Annotated in this window: 16 protein-coding genes; 9 read left to right on the forward strand and 7 right to left on the reverse strand. The window is 40.8% G+C overall.

All coding sequences use genetic code 11. The annotated features are described in order from the left end of the window. Nucleotides 1–219 precede the first annotated feature (219 nt). Nucleotides 220–1,950 (forward strand): adenine deaminase, encoded by a 1,731-nt coding sequence (gene ade, locus ID12_RS11715; protein ID WP_050827229.1) that lies wholly within the window; start codon nt 220–222, stop codon nt 1,948–1,950. 98 nt (nt 1,951–2,048) lie between these two features. Here the strand turns inward: ade and rnjA are convergent, their stop codons facing one another. Together rnjA and ID12_RS11725 are read right to left on the reverse strand one after the other, a co-directional pair. Then, nucleotides 2,049–3,716, reverse strand: coding sequence for a ribonuclease J1 (gene rnjA, locus ID12_RS11720; protein WP_008345116.1), 1,668 nt, complete (start codon nt 3,714–3,716; stop codon nt 2,049–2,051). A gap of 5 nt (nt 3,717–3,721) precedes the next feature. Next, complete coding sequence (locus ID12_RS11725) at nt 3,722–3,931, reverse strand: DNA-dependent RNA polymerase subunit epsilon (RefSeq protein WP_008345114.1); 210 nt, start codon at nt 3,929–3,931, stop codon at nt 3,722–3,724. Between the two features lie 394 nt (nt 3,932–4,325). Here ID12_RS11725 and ID12_RS11730 point away from each other — a divergent pair, with 394 nt between their 5' ends. Further along, nucleotides 4,326–5,105: a Cof-type HAD-IIB family hydrolase gene (locus tag ID12_RS11730; protein WP_008345112.1), complete on the forward strand. Its 780-nt coding sequence runs from the start codon at nt 4,326–4,328 to the stop codon at nt 5,103–5,105. Between the two features lie 38 nt (nt 5,106–5,143). Here the strand turns inward: ID12_RS11730 and def are convergent, their stop codons facing one another. Together def and ID12_RS11740 are read right to left on the reverse strand one after the other, a co-directional pair. Next, nucleotides 5,144–5,701: a peptide deformylase gene (gene def / locus ID12_RS11735; RefSeq protein WP_008345111.1), complete on the reverse strand. Its 558-nt coding sequence runs from the start codon at nt 5,699–5,701 to the stop codon at nt 5,144–5,146. 112 nt (nt 5,702–5,813) lie between these two features. Next, nucleotides 5,814–5,993 (reverse strand): YjcZ family sporulation protein, encoded by a 180-nt coding sequence (locus ID12_RS11740; RefSeq protein WP_026050085.1) that lies wholly within the window; start codon nt 5,991–5,993, stop codon nt 5,814–5,816. Between the two features lie 235 nt (nt 5,994–6,228). On the opposite strand from ID12_RS11740, the gene ID12_RS11745 reads away from it, so the two are divergent. From ID12_RS11745 to lpdA, 5 genes are all read left to right on the forward strand, one after another. Next, nucleotides 6,229–6,897 (forward strand): YkyA family protein, encoded by a 669-nt coding sequence (locus ID12_RS11745; protein ID WP_050827230.1) that lies wholly within the window; start codon nt 6,229–6,231, stop codon nt 6,895–6,897. Nucleotides 6,898–7,467: 570 nt separating this feature from the next. Continuing rightward, nucleotides 7,468–8,583 carry a pyruvate dehydrogenase (acetyl-transferring) E1 component subunit alpha gene (gene pdhA / locus ID12_RS11750; RefSeq protein ID WP_007498599.1) on the forward strand — a complete coding sequence of 372 codons (1,116 nt, stop codon included), beginning with the start codon at nt 7,468–7,470 and terminating at the stop codon, nt 8,581–8,583. Between the two features lie 3 nt (nt 8,584–8,586). Further along, the gene (gene pdhB / locus ID12_RS11755) at nt 8,587–9,564 is read left to right on the forward strand and encodes a pyruvate dehydrogenase complex E1 component subunit beta (RefSeq protein WP_007498597.1); all 978 of its coding nucleotides are present in this window, start codon (nt 8,587–8,589) and stop codon (nt 9,562–9,564) included. Between the two features lie 108 nt (nt 9,565–9,672). Then, nucleotides 9,673–11,016, forward strand: a complete 1,344-nt coding sequence (locus tag ID12_RS11760) for a dihydrolipoamide acetyltransferase family protein (protein ID WP_008345100.1) — start codon at nt 9,673–9,675, stop codon at nt 11,014–11,016. Nucleotides 11,017–11,020: 4 nt separating this feature from the next. Next, a complete protein-coding gene (gene lpdA, locus ID12_RS11765) occupies nt 11,021–12,433 on the forward strand; it encodes a dihydrolipoyl dehydrogenase (RefSeq protein WP_050827231.1) in 1,413 nt (470 codons plus the stop codon). 125 nt (nt 12,434–12,558) lie between these two features. Here lpdA and ID12_RS11770 read toward each other — a convergent pair whose 3' ends face one another. Continuing rightward, nucleotides 12,559–12,939, reverse strand: coding sequence for a hypothetical protein (locus ID12_RS11770; RefSeq protein ID WP_223255627.1), 381 nt, complete (start codon nt 12,937–12,939; stop codon nt 12,559–12,561). A gap of 316 nt (nt 12,940–13,255) precedes the next feature. Here ID12_RS11770 and ID12_RS18980 point away from each other — a divergent pair, with 316 nt between their 5' ends. Further along, on the forward strand, nt 13,256–13,375 hold the full coding sequence (locus tag ID12_RS18980) for a GapA-binding peptide SR1P (protein WP_003212464.1): 120 nt from the start codon (nt 13,256–13,258) through the stop codon (nt 13,373–13,375). 43 nt (nt 13,376–13,418) lie between these two features. Here ID12_RS18980 and ID12_RS11775 read toward each other — a convergent pair whose 3' ends face one another. Next, nucleotides 13,419–14,891, reverse strand: coding sequence for an aminotransferase class I/II-fold pyridoxal phosphate-dependent enzyme (locus ID12_RS11775; protein ID WP_090756397.1), 1,473 nt, complete (start codon nt 14,889–14,891; stop codon nt 13,419–13,421). Nucleotides 14,892–15,081: 190 nt separating this feature from the next. Between ID12_RS11775 and ID12_RS11780 the strand changes: the two genes are divergently transcribed. Continuing rightward, nucleotides 15,082–15,351 (forward strand): UPF0223 family protein, encoded by a 270-nt coding sequence (locus tag ID12_RS11780; protein WP_008345089.1) that lies wholly within the window; start codon nt 15,082–15,084, stop codon nt 15,349–15,351. A gap of 226 nt (nt 15,352–15,577) precedes the next feature. Here the strand turns inward: ID12_RS11780 and ID12_RS11785 are convergent, their stop codons facing one another. Continuing rightward, nucleotides 15,578–16,213, reverse strand: coding sequence for a DUF1054 domain-containing protein (locus tag ID12_RS11785; RefSeq protein WP_035392176.1), 636 nt, complete (start codon nt 16,211–16,213; stop codon nt 15,578–15,580). Nucleotides 16,214–16,226: the final 13 nt, after the last annotated feature.

Raw genomic sequence — 16,226 nt, forward strand, 5'->3', positions numbered from 1 at the left:
GGGGCGGACATTGTGGGAGAGAACAAAGTGGAAAAGAGCCGTTTACTTTCTAAAAGAACAGCAAAATAGAACATGGTTATTTTTCAGCCAATTATCACTATTCAGAAATAAAAATCAATCTTTTGATATGGTTGATTTTCTCTAAATGTCATTGACTGGACAAACAGATTCGTTTACGATAAGAAACATTATATTGTTTACTCGGAGGAGGCAGTGTCGTTGGATAAGGAGCTTTTCAGACATCAAATTGAGGTAGCTGCAAAGAGAAAAAAAGCAGCCCTAGTGATTAAACATGCGAAGGTTATGGACGTGTTTAACCAGGAATGGATAGACGCTGATGTCGCTGTTGAAAATGGAAAAATAGTAGGAATTGGGGAGTATGAGGGGGAACAGGAGCTGGATGCAACAGGTCAAATACTTGTTCCCGGTTTCATTGACGGCCACGTTCATATCGAATCCTCGATGGTGACTCCTGCTGAATTTTCCAAAGCTGTCGTTCCTCACGGCGTGACAACTGTTGTAACAGACCCGCATGAAATTGCCAATGTATCCGGTGTTGCAGGTATCCGTTTTATGCTCGAAGAAGCGAGAAAAGCTGCTCTAAATATATATTTCATGCTGCCATCCTGTGTACCGGCAGTCAGCTTTGAACGATCAGGTGCTACACTAAAAGCAAAAGATTTAAAGCCTCTTTATCAGGAGAAAGAAGTGCTTGGTCTTGCCGAAGTGATGGATTATGTCGCGGTGGAACAAGCGGAAGAAGATATGCTTCAAAAACTGCTTGATGCTCAACATGAACATAAACTCATTGATGGCCATCTAGCAGGATTAACGGACCGATTAATTAATGTGTACCGAACAGCTAATGTCCAAACAGATCATGAGGTGACAACAGCTCAAGAGGCCCTTGAACGTGTCAAAAGAGGGATGTATGTCATGCTCAGAGAAGGCTCTGTTGCTAAAAACGTGAAAAACGTATTACCTGCTGTCAATGAGAAGAATGCGAGACGCTTTTTCTTTTGTACGGATGATAAACATTTAGATGATTTAATGGCTCAAGGAAGTATTGATGAACAAGTACGGATGTCGATACAGGAAGGATTGGACCCCTTTTTAGCATATCAAATGGGAAGTTTAAACGCAGCGGAGTGCTTCGGTCTCAAAACAAAGGGAGCGATTGCACCAGGCTTTGACGCGGACTTTATGCTCATTTCTGACTTACATGAGGTAGGAATTACAAGCGTCTTTATCGCAGGAGAATTGGTCTCTGAACATGGAGAATATTTGCCAAGTGTCGACAAGATCACGCCAAGTTCTTCGCTCATGCAATCGGTACATGCAGTGGACGTTCAAGAGAAAGATTTAACGCTGCCTATAACAGATCATCAAAAGATGAATGTCATTCGCATTATACCGAATCAGCTTGAAACGAAATTAGAACAAATATCTCCATCTGGAAGCGATGGACAATTTACGAGTGATATTGATCGAGATGTATTAAAAATAGTGCTTGTCGAACGCCACAAAGGTCTATCTGAAATTGGGATAGGGGTTGTCAGCGGATTCGGCTTAAAAGAGGGGGCAATTGCAACAACAGTTGCCCATGACTCGCATAACCTAATTGCCGTTGGAACAAATGATGCTGATATGATCAAAGCCATTGAAACGTTAAAAGAAGCAGGGGGTGGTTTGACCGTTGTAAAAGACGGAGAAGTTCTTCATACGCTTCCATTACCGATTTCCGGTTTATTATCAGATCAACCTGCACATACGGTCAATGAAAGCCTTCATGCACTCCATGATGCTTTAAAGGAAACAGGCTTTGTCTTAGACTTTAATCCGTTTTTGACATTATCCTTTTTGGCACTGCCAGTCATTCCTGATGTGAAAATGACAACACAAGGATTGTTTGATGTGAGAAGTTTTCAGCATCTCCCGATTCAATCGTAAAACAATGACTGAACCCGCACGTATCGTACAGATATGCGGGTTTTTTATTGCGCATAAAAAAGAGACACAGCCAATTGACTGTGTCTCCTTGTACGTCATTACACTTCCATAATAATCGGTAAGATCATTGGGCGGCGTCTTGTTTTTTCATAAAGGAAAGGAGCAAGAGTGTCAGTAATCTCGTTCTTAATTTCTGACCATTGAGTCGTCTTGCGTTCCATTACTTTTTCAAGATGCTTTGAAATGAGATCTTGCGCGTCATTAATGAGGTCTCCAGATTCTCTCATGTAGACAAAACCTCTTGAGATTAAATCAGGCCCTGCAGAAATTTTGAATTCTTTCATATCCATGCTGACAACAACAATGACAAGACCTTCTTCTGAAAGAATGCGGCGGTCTCTTAACACGATGTTACCAATATCACCAATACCGCTACCGTCGATATACACGTTGCCTGATGGAATTTTGCCAGCGACACTTGCTTCGTCACCTTTCAGTGCAAGAACTTCACCGTTATCCATGATAAAGCAGTTTTCCTCAGGGATTCCGCAATCATTCGCAAGTTTAATATGCGTTTTTTGCATGCGGTACTCACCGTGAATCGGCATGAAGAATTTTGGTTTAATTAAACGGAGCATTAGCTTTTGTTCTTCCTGCCCGCCGTGTCCAGAGGTATGAATATTATTGAGTGAGCCATGAATGACTTCAGCACCAGCACGATAAAGCTGGTTAATAGTACGGCTTACGCTAATATTGTTACCTGGGATCGGTGAAGATGAGAAGACAACAGTGTCTCCAGGGTTAATTGAAATCTGGCGGTGCGTACCGTTGGCAATACGAGAAAGAGCGGCCATCGGTTCACCCTGACTACCAGTACAAAGAATGGTTACTTTGTTTGCTGGAAGGCGGTTGATTTCATTGTGTTCAATGAATGTGTTTTTTGGACATTTGATATATCCGAGCTCTTGTCCAATATCAATGGCAGACTCCATGCTGCGCCCAAACACAGCGACTTTTCGGCCGTTGGCAACAGCTGACTCGATCACTTGCTGAAGTCTGTGAATGTTAGATGCAAATGTAGCAAAGATAATACGTCCATCTACTTTTCTGAAGATGTCATCAATGCTTTCACCTACACGTCTTTCGGACATCGTAAATTCTGGAATTTCACTATTTGTACTGTCAGATAGAAGACAAAGAACGCCTTCTTTCCCGATCTCAGCCATTTTCGTTAAATTGGCAGGCTCGCCAACAGGAGTAAAGTCAAACTTGAAATCGCCTGTATGTACGATGTTACCAGGAGGTGTCTTCACGACAATTCCATAAGAATCTGGGATACTGTGCGTCGTTCTAAAGAAAGACACAGCTGTTTTTCTAAATTTGATCGTATCTTCTTCTTCAAAGATGTGAAGTTTGGTCTGTCTTAATAGACCATGCTCTTCCAATTTGTTACGAAGTAGGCCGATTGCGAGTTTGCCTCCGTAAACTGGAATATTCACTTGCTTGAGAAGGTAAGGGATACCGCCGATGTGGTCTTCATGTCCATGAGTAATAAAAAGACCTTTGATTTTATCTTCGTTTTTAACTAAATACGTATAGTCAGGGATGACGTAATCAATTCCAAGAAGTTCATCTTCAGGGAACTTAATACCAGCATCAATCAAAATGATTTCATCTTGAAATTGAACGCCATACGTGTTTTTACCGATCTCGCCTAATCCGCCGAGCGCAAAAACTGCCGCCTGATCGTTTTTTACAAATTTCATTCCTCTCATAGCTCCAATACTTTAAAATTTTCACTTTCTCGTTCATAGTCTAAAAAAGCACCGTCTACAGGCTGAATGAATTCAATATTGTAGTTATGTTTTTTCAACTTATCGCGTACGTCTCTTTCAGAAACCGCTTCAACGTATAGTGAATCTGTGTGTTCTCTCACAGGTACCTCAGTCGTACTTGCCTGAAAAAATACCTTATATATCATCCAAATCTCTCCTTAAATACCGTATGTTACACTCGCTTATTCTATTATATTAAAAAAACGCGCATAAGAAAAGTCTCAGAGAAAAAAGGACCTTCAGCAAATGTGCGGAAGATCCTTTTAAGCAATCGATTTTTTACGAAGCATGTCCTTCCATTGTCTTCGAATTTTCTTGCGCAGACGACGAAGCATCGCGGATCGCCTCCTTTCGGTATGAGTCTCATTCAGCCATTTGTTCCGTTCTCTCTATATACTTGTATTATATGATGTTTCCACTTAATGTTACATGGTTATATGTGGGAAATGGGCGTTTTAAGAGGAAGTGGTTTCGTCAGTGAAGATCTTTCTGTATGATGAAGGGGAGAGGGTATACATAACAAGAGACAGGAGACGAGATATGAATAAAAAAGTCATCTTCTTTGATATCGACGGTACTTTATATGACCATGATAAAAAAATACCTGAATCAACGAAGCGAGCTGTTCGTTTATTAAAAGAAAAAGGGCATCATCTCTTCATTGCATCTGGCCGTTCGCCTTTTCTCATCCAGCCTATTTTAGAAGAAATAGGGCTTGACTCATTTATTGCTTATAACGGTCAGTATGTCATGTACGAAGGAGAAGTCATTTACGGCAATCCGCTTAAGCAAGAGCTAATGGATAAAATTTATGAAACAGCGGATCAACATGATCATCCGCTTGTTTTCATGGGAGAGAAGACGATGAAGGCGTCTGTGCCGAACCATCCATTTATCCACGAAGGGATTGGCACTTTAAAAACAGAGCATCCCGAGCATGATTTGTCATTCTTTAAAGAAAACGTCATTTATCAAATGCTGCTATTTTGTAAAGCAGAAGAGGAACACCAATATGAAGCGTTCCGTGAAGAAATTGATCTCGTCAGGTGGCATGAGCTGTCTACTGATGTCCTGCCAAAAGGTGGATCAAAGGCTGAAGGAATTAAACGAGTCATTGAAAGACTTCCGTACGATCAAAAGGACACAATTGCCTTCGGTGACGGGCTGAACGATCGAGAAATGATTTCGTTTGTTGGAACAGGCGTTGCGATGGGGAATGCAGTCAATGAATTAAAAACATTAGCTGACTTTGTCACCAAACCTGTAGATGAGGATGGCATATTCCACGCTGTGACTGAATTAGGCCTTATTGAAGAATAAAAAACAAGACCCGCTGATGGACGGGTCTTGTTTTTATTCTATGATCTGCCGATCGCAACCGCGTTGTCTGGCTCGGCGAATGGATGATCTTTTTGAATATGATCATAAAACATAATGCCATTTAAGTGGTCAATTTCATGCTGAAAAACGATGGCCGGAAACCCTTTGAGGCGAATATCAATGTCTTCACCTTCAAGCGTTGTACCTTTCACCCTGATTTTTTCATAGCGCGGGACGAATCCAGGGATGGCTTCATCAACAGATAAACAGCCTTCTCCAGTAGCTAAATAAGCTCTTTTGACTGAATGGCTAACAATGCGAGGATTGAATAATGCATAGCTGTAAAGTTCTCCGCCCTCGTCTTCACAGTGAACAGCGATCATTCGTTTACTGATATTGATTTGCGGAGCTGCTAGGCCAACACCGGGTCTAAGTTCATATTTTTCAGCAATGTCTGCATCCTGACTGTTTTTGACAAATTCAATCATGTCAGCTAATTGCTGTTTTTCTTCTTCTGTTGGCGGGAGTTCGACCGCTTCAGCTGTTTGTCTTAAGACGGGATGCCCGTCTCGTACGATATCATCCATGGTAATCACAAAACTTCACTCCTATTTCCTTTGTATGTAAAGTATATAAAATGATACACAACATATGCAATGAAATAAAGAAGACCGGTCGTATGAGACCGGTCAGAGGCTTATTCAGCCATTAGCAGCAGCCACCGCCGCCTAAGAATGCTGCGCCAACAATGATCAATAGAATGAATAGGACGACGATTAAAGCGAATGTACGTCCACCACCGTAACCGCAACCGTATCCACCACCATAACTTGGATAGCAACAACCGCCGCCGTATCCATAACCGTAACCGCCGTATCCACCATACATACTTCCATGACTATAATTAGACATACTTTTGACCTCCTTTGGAAATACACTCGGCCTCTCATAAGTGAAGGCGAAGCGTGTAATATAAACTATGTATGAATGCACTATTTGTATAGTCATGAGCCTAGAGCATGAAAAAAATCTTCTTTCCCCTTAAAAAACCAGCCTCTTTCCTTGTCACAACCGCCCTGAAAAATTATAGTGGTATGTGGAGATGTAAAGGGGGACCTTGTAATTGAAACAGATGAAAAGAAGAATAAAAGCAGGTGCAGCTTTAGCGGGGATATGTACCCTCTTGCTTGCGGGCTGCGGAGGTCAAAATCCGCTGTATGAGATGCAAGATGCCATGACGAAAATGAGCGAAAAAGAAGCATCCTTTGAAAAAGAACAAGGCGCACTGCAAAGCTATGAGAAAAAAGAGCAGCAGTTGTATAAAAAAATGATTCAAACAACAAAAGACCACACAAAAACAGTCTCAAGCTTGTCTGATCAAGCATTAGCATCGGCAGAAAAGCGTGAAGAACATTTAAAAACAGAAAAAGACAGCATGGATCAATCGAAAAAAGAATTTCAATCTGTAAAAGAATTCGCTGGACAGATAAAAGATACGGAAGTAAAAGACAAAGCAGAACAAACAGTCAAATCAATTGAAAAAAGATATGCATCGTATGATCAGCTTTACCGTGAGTATCAAAAGGCGCTGAAACAAGACAAGCACTTGTATGAATCTTTAAAAAGAAAAGACTTAGGATACGCTGAGCTGAAATCCAAACTGAAAACAGTCAATCGTTCCTATAGTAAAGTGAGAAAAGAAAGCAAGAAGTTCAATCAATATACAGATCAATTGAACGAATATAAACAAGCTTTATACAAAACAGCTCAGAAAGAATCACAAAACAGTTAAAAACAGTACTTGCATATTTGCTGCTAGTTTTGTTTATCGCTGCTACTCACAAAGTGCCTGCGTGTCGTTACTCGTTTTTCCAAGATGTCAAACTGAAAAGAAGAGAAAGGGTTAAAATGAAGTTCATTTTAGCCCTTTGTCCATCATGATCAAAAGAGCTAAAAATAGCTCTTTTTTTATTTTTCGACAAAAACAAACATGTGCTATTGTAGTACAGTGATCCACTCTATACTAGTACAGTTTGTGCTGTTGATTAAACAGATTGATACAGGTCACCATAAAAAGTAAAGCGAATACATTTATTTAAATAAAGCCGTTAAATCAATTGACGGACTATTTTTCTTGTTGTAAACTATTCCTTGTTAACAGAAGTTGTATTAGTTTTTTGTGAACTATCGTTAATACAGTTAGAAAAACTCAAAAGCAAGCGATCATCCAATGTTTCGACAATGATCTTTGTGGCTATTATATACAGGAGTCATATGAGCATTTTGGGTTATCCTATATCTGTATGTATAAATGGATTCACGACAAATTGACTGTTAAAAGAAAGGAAGAGGTGACTTTAGAATGGCTGCAAAAACAAAAAAAGCAATTGTTGATAGCAAAAAGCAATTCGATGCCATCAAAAAGCAGTTTGAAACGTTCCAAATTTTAAACGAAAAAGGCGAAGTCGTAAACGAAGCGGCAATGCCAGATCTTTCAGATGACCAATTAAAAGAATTAATGCGCCGTATGGTGTTTACACGTGTATTAGATCAACGTTCAATTTCATTGAACCGTCAAGGACGTCTTGGCTTCTATGCGCCAACAGCTGGACAAGAAGCTTCTCAGCTTGCAACTCACTTTGCACTTGAGAAAGAAGATTTCATTCTTCCAGGATATCGTGATGTACCACAATTAATCTGGCATGGTCTTCCACTAACAAAAGCATTCTTGTTCTCTCGTGGACACTTTGTTGGGAACCAAATGCCTGAAGATGTGAATGCACTTTCTCCGCAAATCATTATCGGTGCACAAATCATTCAAGCTGCTGGTGTAGCTCTTGGTTTGAAAAAGCGCGGTAAAAATGCTGTTGCAATCACTTACACTGGTGATGGTGGAGCTTCACAAGGTGATTTCTACGAAGGTATTAACTTTGCAGGGGCTTACAAAGCGCCAGCGATTTTTGTTGTCCAAAACAACAGATATGCGATCTCTACACCTGTTGAAAAGCAATCTGCTGCACAAACGATTGCACAAAAAGCAGCTGCAGCTGGTATCGTAGGCGTACAAGTTGACGGTATGGATGCATTAGCTGTATACGCAGCGACTGCTGAAGCTCGTGAGCGTGCTGTAAATGGTGAAGGTCCAACATTAATTGAAACTCTTACATTCCGTTACGGCCCACATACAATGGCTGGTGACGATCCAACAAGATATCGTACAAAAGAAGATGAAAATGAGTGGGAGCAAAAAGATCCATTGGTACGCTACCGCAAATTCTTGGAAAACAAAGGCCTTTGGTCTGAAGAAGAAGAGAATAAAGTCATCGAAGATGCAAAAGAACAAATCAAACAAGCAATCAAAGAAGCTGACGAACAGCCTAAGCAGAAAGTCACTGATTTGATTGAAAACATGTACGATGTGAAACCATTTAACTTGGTTGAACAGCTTGAAATCTACAAACAGAAGGAGTCGAAGTAAGCCATGGCGCAAATGACATTGATTCAAGCGATCACTGATGCGTTACGCACAGAACTGAAAAATGACGAAAACGTTCTCGTTTTCGGAGAAGACGTTGGTAAAAACGGCGGCGTATTCCGTGCGACTGAAGGATTGCAAAAAGAGTTTGGTGAGGATCGTGTATTCGATACTCCACTTGCTGAATCTGGTATTGGCGGTCTTGCAATTGGCCTTGGACTACAAGAATTCCGCCCAGTAATGGAAATTCAATTCTTCGGATTCGTTTACGAAGTATTAGATTCTGTTTCTGGACAAATGGCTCGTATGCGTTACCGTTCTGGTGGACGCTGGCATTCTCCAGTGACAATCCGTTCTCCATTTGGTGGAGGAGTTCACACACCTGAGCTTCACGCTGACAGCTTAGAAGGTCTTATTGCACAACAGCCTGGTATCAAGGTTGTTATTCCTTCAACACCTTACGATGCAAAAGGACTATTAATTTCTGCAATCCGTGACAACGATCCGGTTGTATTCCTTGAGCATATGAAACTTTATCGTTCTTTCCGTCAGGAAGTTCCTGAAGAAGAGTACACAATTGAAATCGGTAAAGCTGACGTGAAACGTGAAGGTTCTGACCTTTCAATCATCACTTACGGTGCAATGGTTCACGAATCACTTAAAGCTGCTGAAGAACTTGAAAAAGAAGGCGTTTCTGCTGAGGTCGTCGACCTTCGTACAGTGAGCCCACTTGATATTGAAACAATCATCGCTTCTGTTGAAAAAACAGGCCGCGCGATCGTTGTTCAAGAAGCACAAAAACAAGCTGGTATTGCAGCAAACGTAGTAGCTGAAATCAATGATAGAGCAATCCTTAGCCTAGAAGCACCAGTACTTCGTGTAGCTGCACCTGATACTGTATTTGCTTTCTCTCAAGCTGAGAGCGTATGGCTTCCAAACCATAAAGACGTGCTTGAAACAGCTAAGAAAGTTCTTGAATTTTAATTAAATGACAGAGGGGAAAAGAATTTATTTCTCTTCCCCTTTATCAATTACATGACCGTGTAATGTTGACAGAACAATGGTTTAACATAATCTAGGAGGCGAAAAACAGTGGCATTTGAATTTAAACTTCCGGACATCGGAGAAGGTATCCACGAAGGTGAGATCGTTAAGTGGTTTGTAAAACCAAACGACGAAATCAATGAAGATGACGTTTTAGCAGAGGTACAAAATGATAAAGCAGTTGTAGAAATTCCTTCACCTGTTAAAGGAAAAGTATTAGAATTAAAAGTTGAAGAGGGAACAGTTGCAACTGTAGGACAAACAATCATTACGTTTGATGCACCTGGTTACGAAAATCTTCAATTTAAAGGCAGCGAAGAAGAAGGCGAAGCGAAAACTGAAGCTCAAGTACAAGGTACTGCTGAAGCTGGTAACGAGCCTGAAAAGAAAGAAGTTGCTCAAGAAGAAGCGGCAGCAGCAACTGGTGCTGGCGCACAAGAGCAAGTAGATGCTGATCCTAACAAACGCGTTATTGCTATGCCATCTGTACGTAAATATGCGCGTGAAAAAGGCGTTGAAATTTACAAAGTTGCAGGTACTGGTAAAAATGGCCGCGTGCTAAAAGAAGATATCGACAGCTTCCTTAATGGCGGTTCTGCAGCAACTCAAGAAGCAGCACCTCAAGCAGCTGAAAGTGCGAAAGAAGAAGCAGCTCCAAAAGCGGCAGCAGCTCCAGTTCTAGAAGGAGAATTCCCAGAAACTCGCGAGAAAATGAGCGGAATCCGCAAAGCGATCGCAAAAGCAATGGTGAACTCTAAGCACACAGCTCCTCACGTAACATTAATGGATGAAGTTGATGTAACAAACCTTGTTGCACATCGTAAACAATTCAAACAAGTTGCAGCTGATCAAGGAATCAAGTTAACTTACTTGCCTTACGTTGTAAAAGCTCTAACTTCTGCTTTGAAAAAGTACCCAGTACTTAACACTTCTATCGATGATAAAACAGATGAAGTTGTTCAAAAGCATTACTACAACATCGGAATTGCAGCTGATACTGAAAAAGGCTTGCTCGTTCCAGTTGTGAAAAATGCAGATCGCAAAGCGATTTTCGAAGTATCTAATGAAATCAACGAGCTTGCAACAAAAGCACGTGATGGTAAATTGGCTCCAGCTGAAATGAAGGGTGCATCTTGCACAATCACAAACATCGGTTCTGCTGGTGGACAATGGTTTACTCCAGTCATCAACCACCCAGAAGTAGCGATCCTTGGTATTGGCCGTATCGCTGAAAAAGCGGTTGTTCGTGATGGCGAAATCGTTGCAGCTCCAGTCTTAGCTCTTTCCCTAAGCTTTGACCACCGTATGATTGATGGAGCTACTGCGCAAAATGCCCTTAACCACATCAAGCGTTTATTGAATGATCCACAATTAATTTTAATGGAGGCGTAAATTCATGGTAGTAGGAGATTTCCCAATCGAAACAGATACTCTTGTCATCGGTGCAGGTCCTGGTGGATATGTAGCTGCTATTCGTGCTGCACAGCTAGGACAAAAAGTAACAATCGTTGAAAAAGGAACACTTGGCGGCGTATGTCTAAACGTCGGCTGTATCCCTTCAAAAGCATTGATCAATGCTGGACATCGTTTCGAGAATGCAAAGCATTCTGAAGACATGGGTATCAAAGCTGAAAACGTAACAGTTGATTTCACAAAAGTTCAAGAGTGGAAAGCTTCTGTTGTAAACAAATTAACAGGTGGAGTTCAAGGTCTTCTAAAAGGAAATAAAGTAGACATCGTCAAAGGTGAAGCTTATTTCGTAGACAGCAACTCTGTACGTGTCATGGATGAAAATTCAGCGCAGACTTATACATTTAAAAATGCAATTCTTGCAACTGGATCTCGTCCAATCGAATTGCCTACATTTAAATACACAGACCGCGTGATCAACTCAACTGGTGCTTTAGCGCTTAAAGAAGTACCTAAAAAGTTAGTTGTCATCGGTGGTGGATACATCGGTACTGAGCTTGGTACTGCTTATGCGAACTTTGGAACAGAAGTTGTCATCCTTGAAGGTGGAGACGAAATCCTTCCAGGTTTTGAAAAGCAAATGAGCTCTTTAGTGAAACGTAACCTGAAGAAAAAAGGAAACGTTGAAATTCATACAAACGCTCTTGCAAAAGGCGTTGAAGAAAAATCTGACGGTGTCACTGTTACTTTCGAAGTAAAAGGTGAAGAAAAAACTGTCGATGCTGACTACGTACTTGTGACTGTTGGTCGTCGTCCAAACACAGATGAGCTTGGTCTTGAGCAAGTTGGTGTTGAATTGACAGACCGCGGAGTTGTCAAAACTGACAAACAATGCCGTACAAGCGTTTCAAACATCTATGCAATTGGTGACATCGTTGATGGACCACCACTTGCACACAAAGCTTCTTACGAAGGTAAAATTGCTGCTGAAGCAATCGCTGGAGAGCCAGCTGAAATTGATTACCTTGGTATTCCTGCTGTTGTATTCTCTGAGCCAGAACTTGCAACTGTTGGATACACTGAAGCAGAAGCGAAAGAAGAAGGAATCGACATCGTTGCAGCGAAATTCCCATTCGCAGCGAACGGACGTGCACTTTCTCTTGATGCAACTGATGGCTTCATGAAAATGATCACTCGTAAAGAGGATGGTCTAGTGATCGGTGCACAAATCGCAGGTGTTGGCGCTTCTGATATGATTTCAGAGCTTAGCCTTGCAATTGAAGCTGGAGTGACAGCTGAAGATATCGCAATGACAATTCACGCTCACCCAACTTTAGGTGAAATCACAATGGAAACGGCTGAAGTAGCAATCGGAAGCCCAATCCATATCATAAAATAATGAACGTTGAAATCCTCTCCACACGGAGAGGGTTTTTTTATGTATGTGAAACCTCGCTGAAAACGAAAAGCCCTCATGAGCTGAGGGCTTTTTTCATATGGATATATAAGTGCAAAGTCGAACCGTTAATTTGTATTCACTCGATCTAATGCTTGGCATATGGGTGATAAGATATCCTCTTTACTTCGGACATTACCTTCCACCTTCACAATGACTTTTTCATTATTGACAAGTAAAATAGCCGGCAGTTCGTCTACTTCATTTTTCCAGCCTTTACGATCTTCTTTGACAATCATCTTGGACATTTCCTTCGGATATTCATTTTTTAAATCGAGCACTGCGTCATAATAAGGACTTTCTTTATCAAGATTTTCTGCATCAGTAAAAAAGAGAATTCTCGGCTTTTGAATATGACTGACCTGGTCTGTCTGATTCGGTATGATATACGCAAATGAGCATGAACTAAGTACAAAGAGCATAGGGAATATAATGAGAAGGGTCCTCATAAAATTCAATCTATTCACCTCAAAATCCTTTGGGGTTGTACCAACATTTTTAGGAGCTAGTTCCCTGTTAGTCACTCTAGTGTATCACGTCCTTTTTGACAATTTTCGATTGTTACTCAATTGTTACAGAATTGATATGAAGGAAAATACATTTGAAACGTTTCCTCAATATGATGAGAAAAAAGCATATATTTATAAAAAATAATTAAATGTGTCATACAATTAACCGTTGACAACTTAAATGTGACATCATATTATAGAGGTATGAAATAGATTAAACGCTTTCAAACTTTGAGTAAAGAAAAGGGGAATGTACGTGGGTACAATTATTTGTCAAGATTGCAATGAAACCATTGATCAATTTGAAAATGAAAAAGTGACAACACTTTATGGAACATGTGGTCACTGTCATTGCTGTGATGAAGCCTCTGAATAAATAAAAAAGCATGCAGCTCCAATTGGGGCTGCATGTTTCTTTTTTATAAAATGGCTTTTTGTTCTTTAATGACACGAATCATATCTAGTGTGGAATCTTCTGGTCCTTGAACAGGAAGACCGATTTCGATATTTTTAAAGATATAGGAGATATTTTCTTCTGTGATGATTTCTCCTGGTATAAAAATAGGAATACCAGGCGGATAAACCATGACAAATTCTGCAATGATACGGCCAGCCGCTTCTTTAAATGGAATGACTTCCGTTGTTGCGTAAAAAGCGTCACGCGGCGTCATCGCAAGCGAAGGGATCTCAGGCAGTAACACTTCTGTCACGGCTTGTTTGCCGCCTTGACGTGCAGAGGTGGCCGCAATTTCCTTCATAGCCGTTACAAGCGTATCAATCGTCTCATCACAATCGCCAGGCGTCACGATACATAAAATGTTGTATAGGTCAGAGAGCTCTACTTCAATTCGGTAGCTTTCTCTCAGCCATTTCTCCACATCATGGCCATTCAGTCCAAGGTCTTTAATGGAGATGATTAATTTTGTTGGGTCATAATCGTAAGTAGAAGGTGAACCGAGAATTTCTTGACCAATACAAGTAATACCTTCAATTTCGTTTAAACGAGTTCTTGCTGATTCAGCTAATCGAATGGCTTCATCTGCAAGCGCCTTTCCTTCAGTCGCTAATCGCTTTCTAGCGACATCCAGGGAGGCTAAAAGCAAATAAGAAGTAGACGTAGTTGTCAGCATGCTTAAAATAGATTGTACTCGATCCTTTGAAACAAGCCCTTCTTTTATATTTAAAATCGAGCTTTGGGTGAGAGAGCCGCCAAGTTTATGCACACTTGTTGCTGCCATATCAGCTCCCGCCTGCATCGCAGACAATGGAAGCTCATCGTGAAAATGAATATGCACACCATGTGCCTCATCTACAAGAACAGGTACGTCATACGAATGAGCAATCTCTACAATGGTTTTTAAATCAGCTGAAATGCCAAAATACGTTGGGTTAATCACAAGCAGCCCTTTCGCATCTGGGTGTTTAGTCAGCGCTTTTTTAGCTGACTCTGGCGTGATGCCATGAGAGATGCCAAGCTCTTTGTCAATTTCCGGGTGAATAAAAACAGGTACTGCACCAGAAAATACAATAGCAGACATAATCGACTTATGGACATTACGTGGAACAATAATTTTGTCTCCAGGGCCACAGACGGTCATCACCATTGTCATGATCGCGCCGCTTGTTCCTTGTATAGAGAAAAACGTATGGTCGGCACCAAATGCTTCTGCTGCAAGCTCCTGTGCTTCTTTGATCATTCCTCGAGGCGAATGTAAATCATCAAGAGGTTCTATATTAATAAGGTCAATGCTTAATGCATTGTCTCCAATGAATGCTCTAAATTCAGGGTCCATTCCGGCTCCTTTTTTATGGCCTGGAATGTGAAATTGGACTGGATTAGTTGAAGCGTGTTTTTTTAGTCCAGTGTATAAGGGTGTATCATGTTGTGACAATTGCTTTCCCACCTTCATCGAAATACCTGCTATTATTATCCCAATAACAGCAGATTTCATTGCATAAAACAAAAGAATTATATTATGAACTGATCGGAATGTAAAGCATAAAATCAATCGGATTCTGATCAAACAGATGCTATAATAAAAGTTCAAATAAGAAATGTGGATTAAAGTGAGGGACAAGTAAATGGAATATCAATATCCAATGGACGTCGACTGGACAACTGAAGAAAAGATGGCGGTCATTTCATTTTTTCAAGCCGTTGAAAAAGCCTATGAAACAGGAATTGCGAAACAAGCGTTACTAGAGGCTTATAAACGATTTAAAGAAGTTGTACCATCAAAAGCAGAAGAAAAGACGCATTGTGCGGCGTTTGAAAAGGGAAGTGGGTATTCCCCTTATCGCACAGTAAAAAGTGCAAGAGAGGCTGAAGAAACAGCTATGATACGGATGTAAAAAACGAGCCAATATAGGCTCGTTTCAGCGTGTAGACAAACCCTCGCATTCGTTGTCAGTCCTGCGCGCTGGTGCTCACGAATGCCAAATTCGCTCCGCGCCAGTGCTCGTCCTTCCTAGACTGCAAAGGTTTTCTATCACGCTGAAAAGAAGACAAAGGGCTAAAATAAAGTTCATTTTAGCCCTTTGTCAACAATCTGAAACGAGCCAACATAGGCTCGTTTTTTTATACAGATTCTTTTTGTGTAAAGCGGTATAGATAAGTTACTGTGCGGAAGGCATCTTCAATTTTTGATAAGAATTCTTCATTATTCATTTGAACAACTTCTTCTCTAGGAAGCTGGATGCCGCAAAGGAGTTCGGCCTTTTTGACTGTTTGAACACGTTCAAATAGTGTTCTCAGCTGTTCAGCATCAAGTTCGCTGTGGCGGAGGACGTCCGGTTTCATATGATCCTTAGACCAAACAAAGTCTTGCGGTATTTTCTTTTGGATCGTGTCCAGCTCTTTTTCAAATAATTGTCCATATTCACCTTTTACTGGAGATTCATAAATGAGCGCAAACCATACAAATACATGAGTTTTCCAAAGCCCAATTTGAAAATGAGGGAGCTTTTTATACCCACGCTTACTGTTAGCGAAAGCCACCCAAGTGTCATTTGGCGGGTTGACTGATCTTCTTGCATGTTTTGCCACGTGGACAAACATTTCGTCTCCTGTAATAGAAGAAAGAAGCGGTGCAAAATGTTCACCAAGTGCTTCAAGCTTTGGACGGACTCTCTCTTTTAATACGGCCATACGTTCATCTAAACCGTCTACTGTGAATGTTTCAAAATCTTCATCTCTAAAACGCATTTCACTCATGTTATGCCTCCTG

This window comes from Bacillus altitudinis, from assembly GCF_001191605.1.
GTDB lineage: Bacteria > Bacillota > Bacilli > Bacillales > Bacillaceae > Bacillus > Bacillus altitudinis.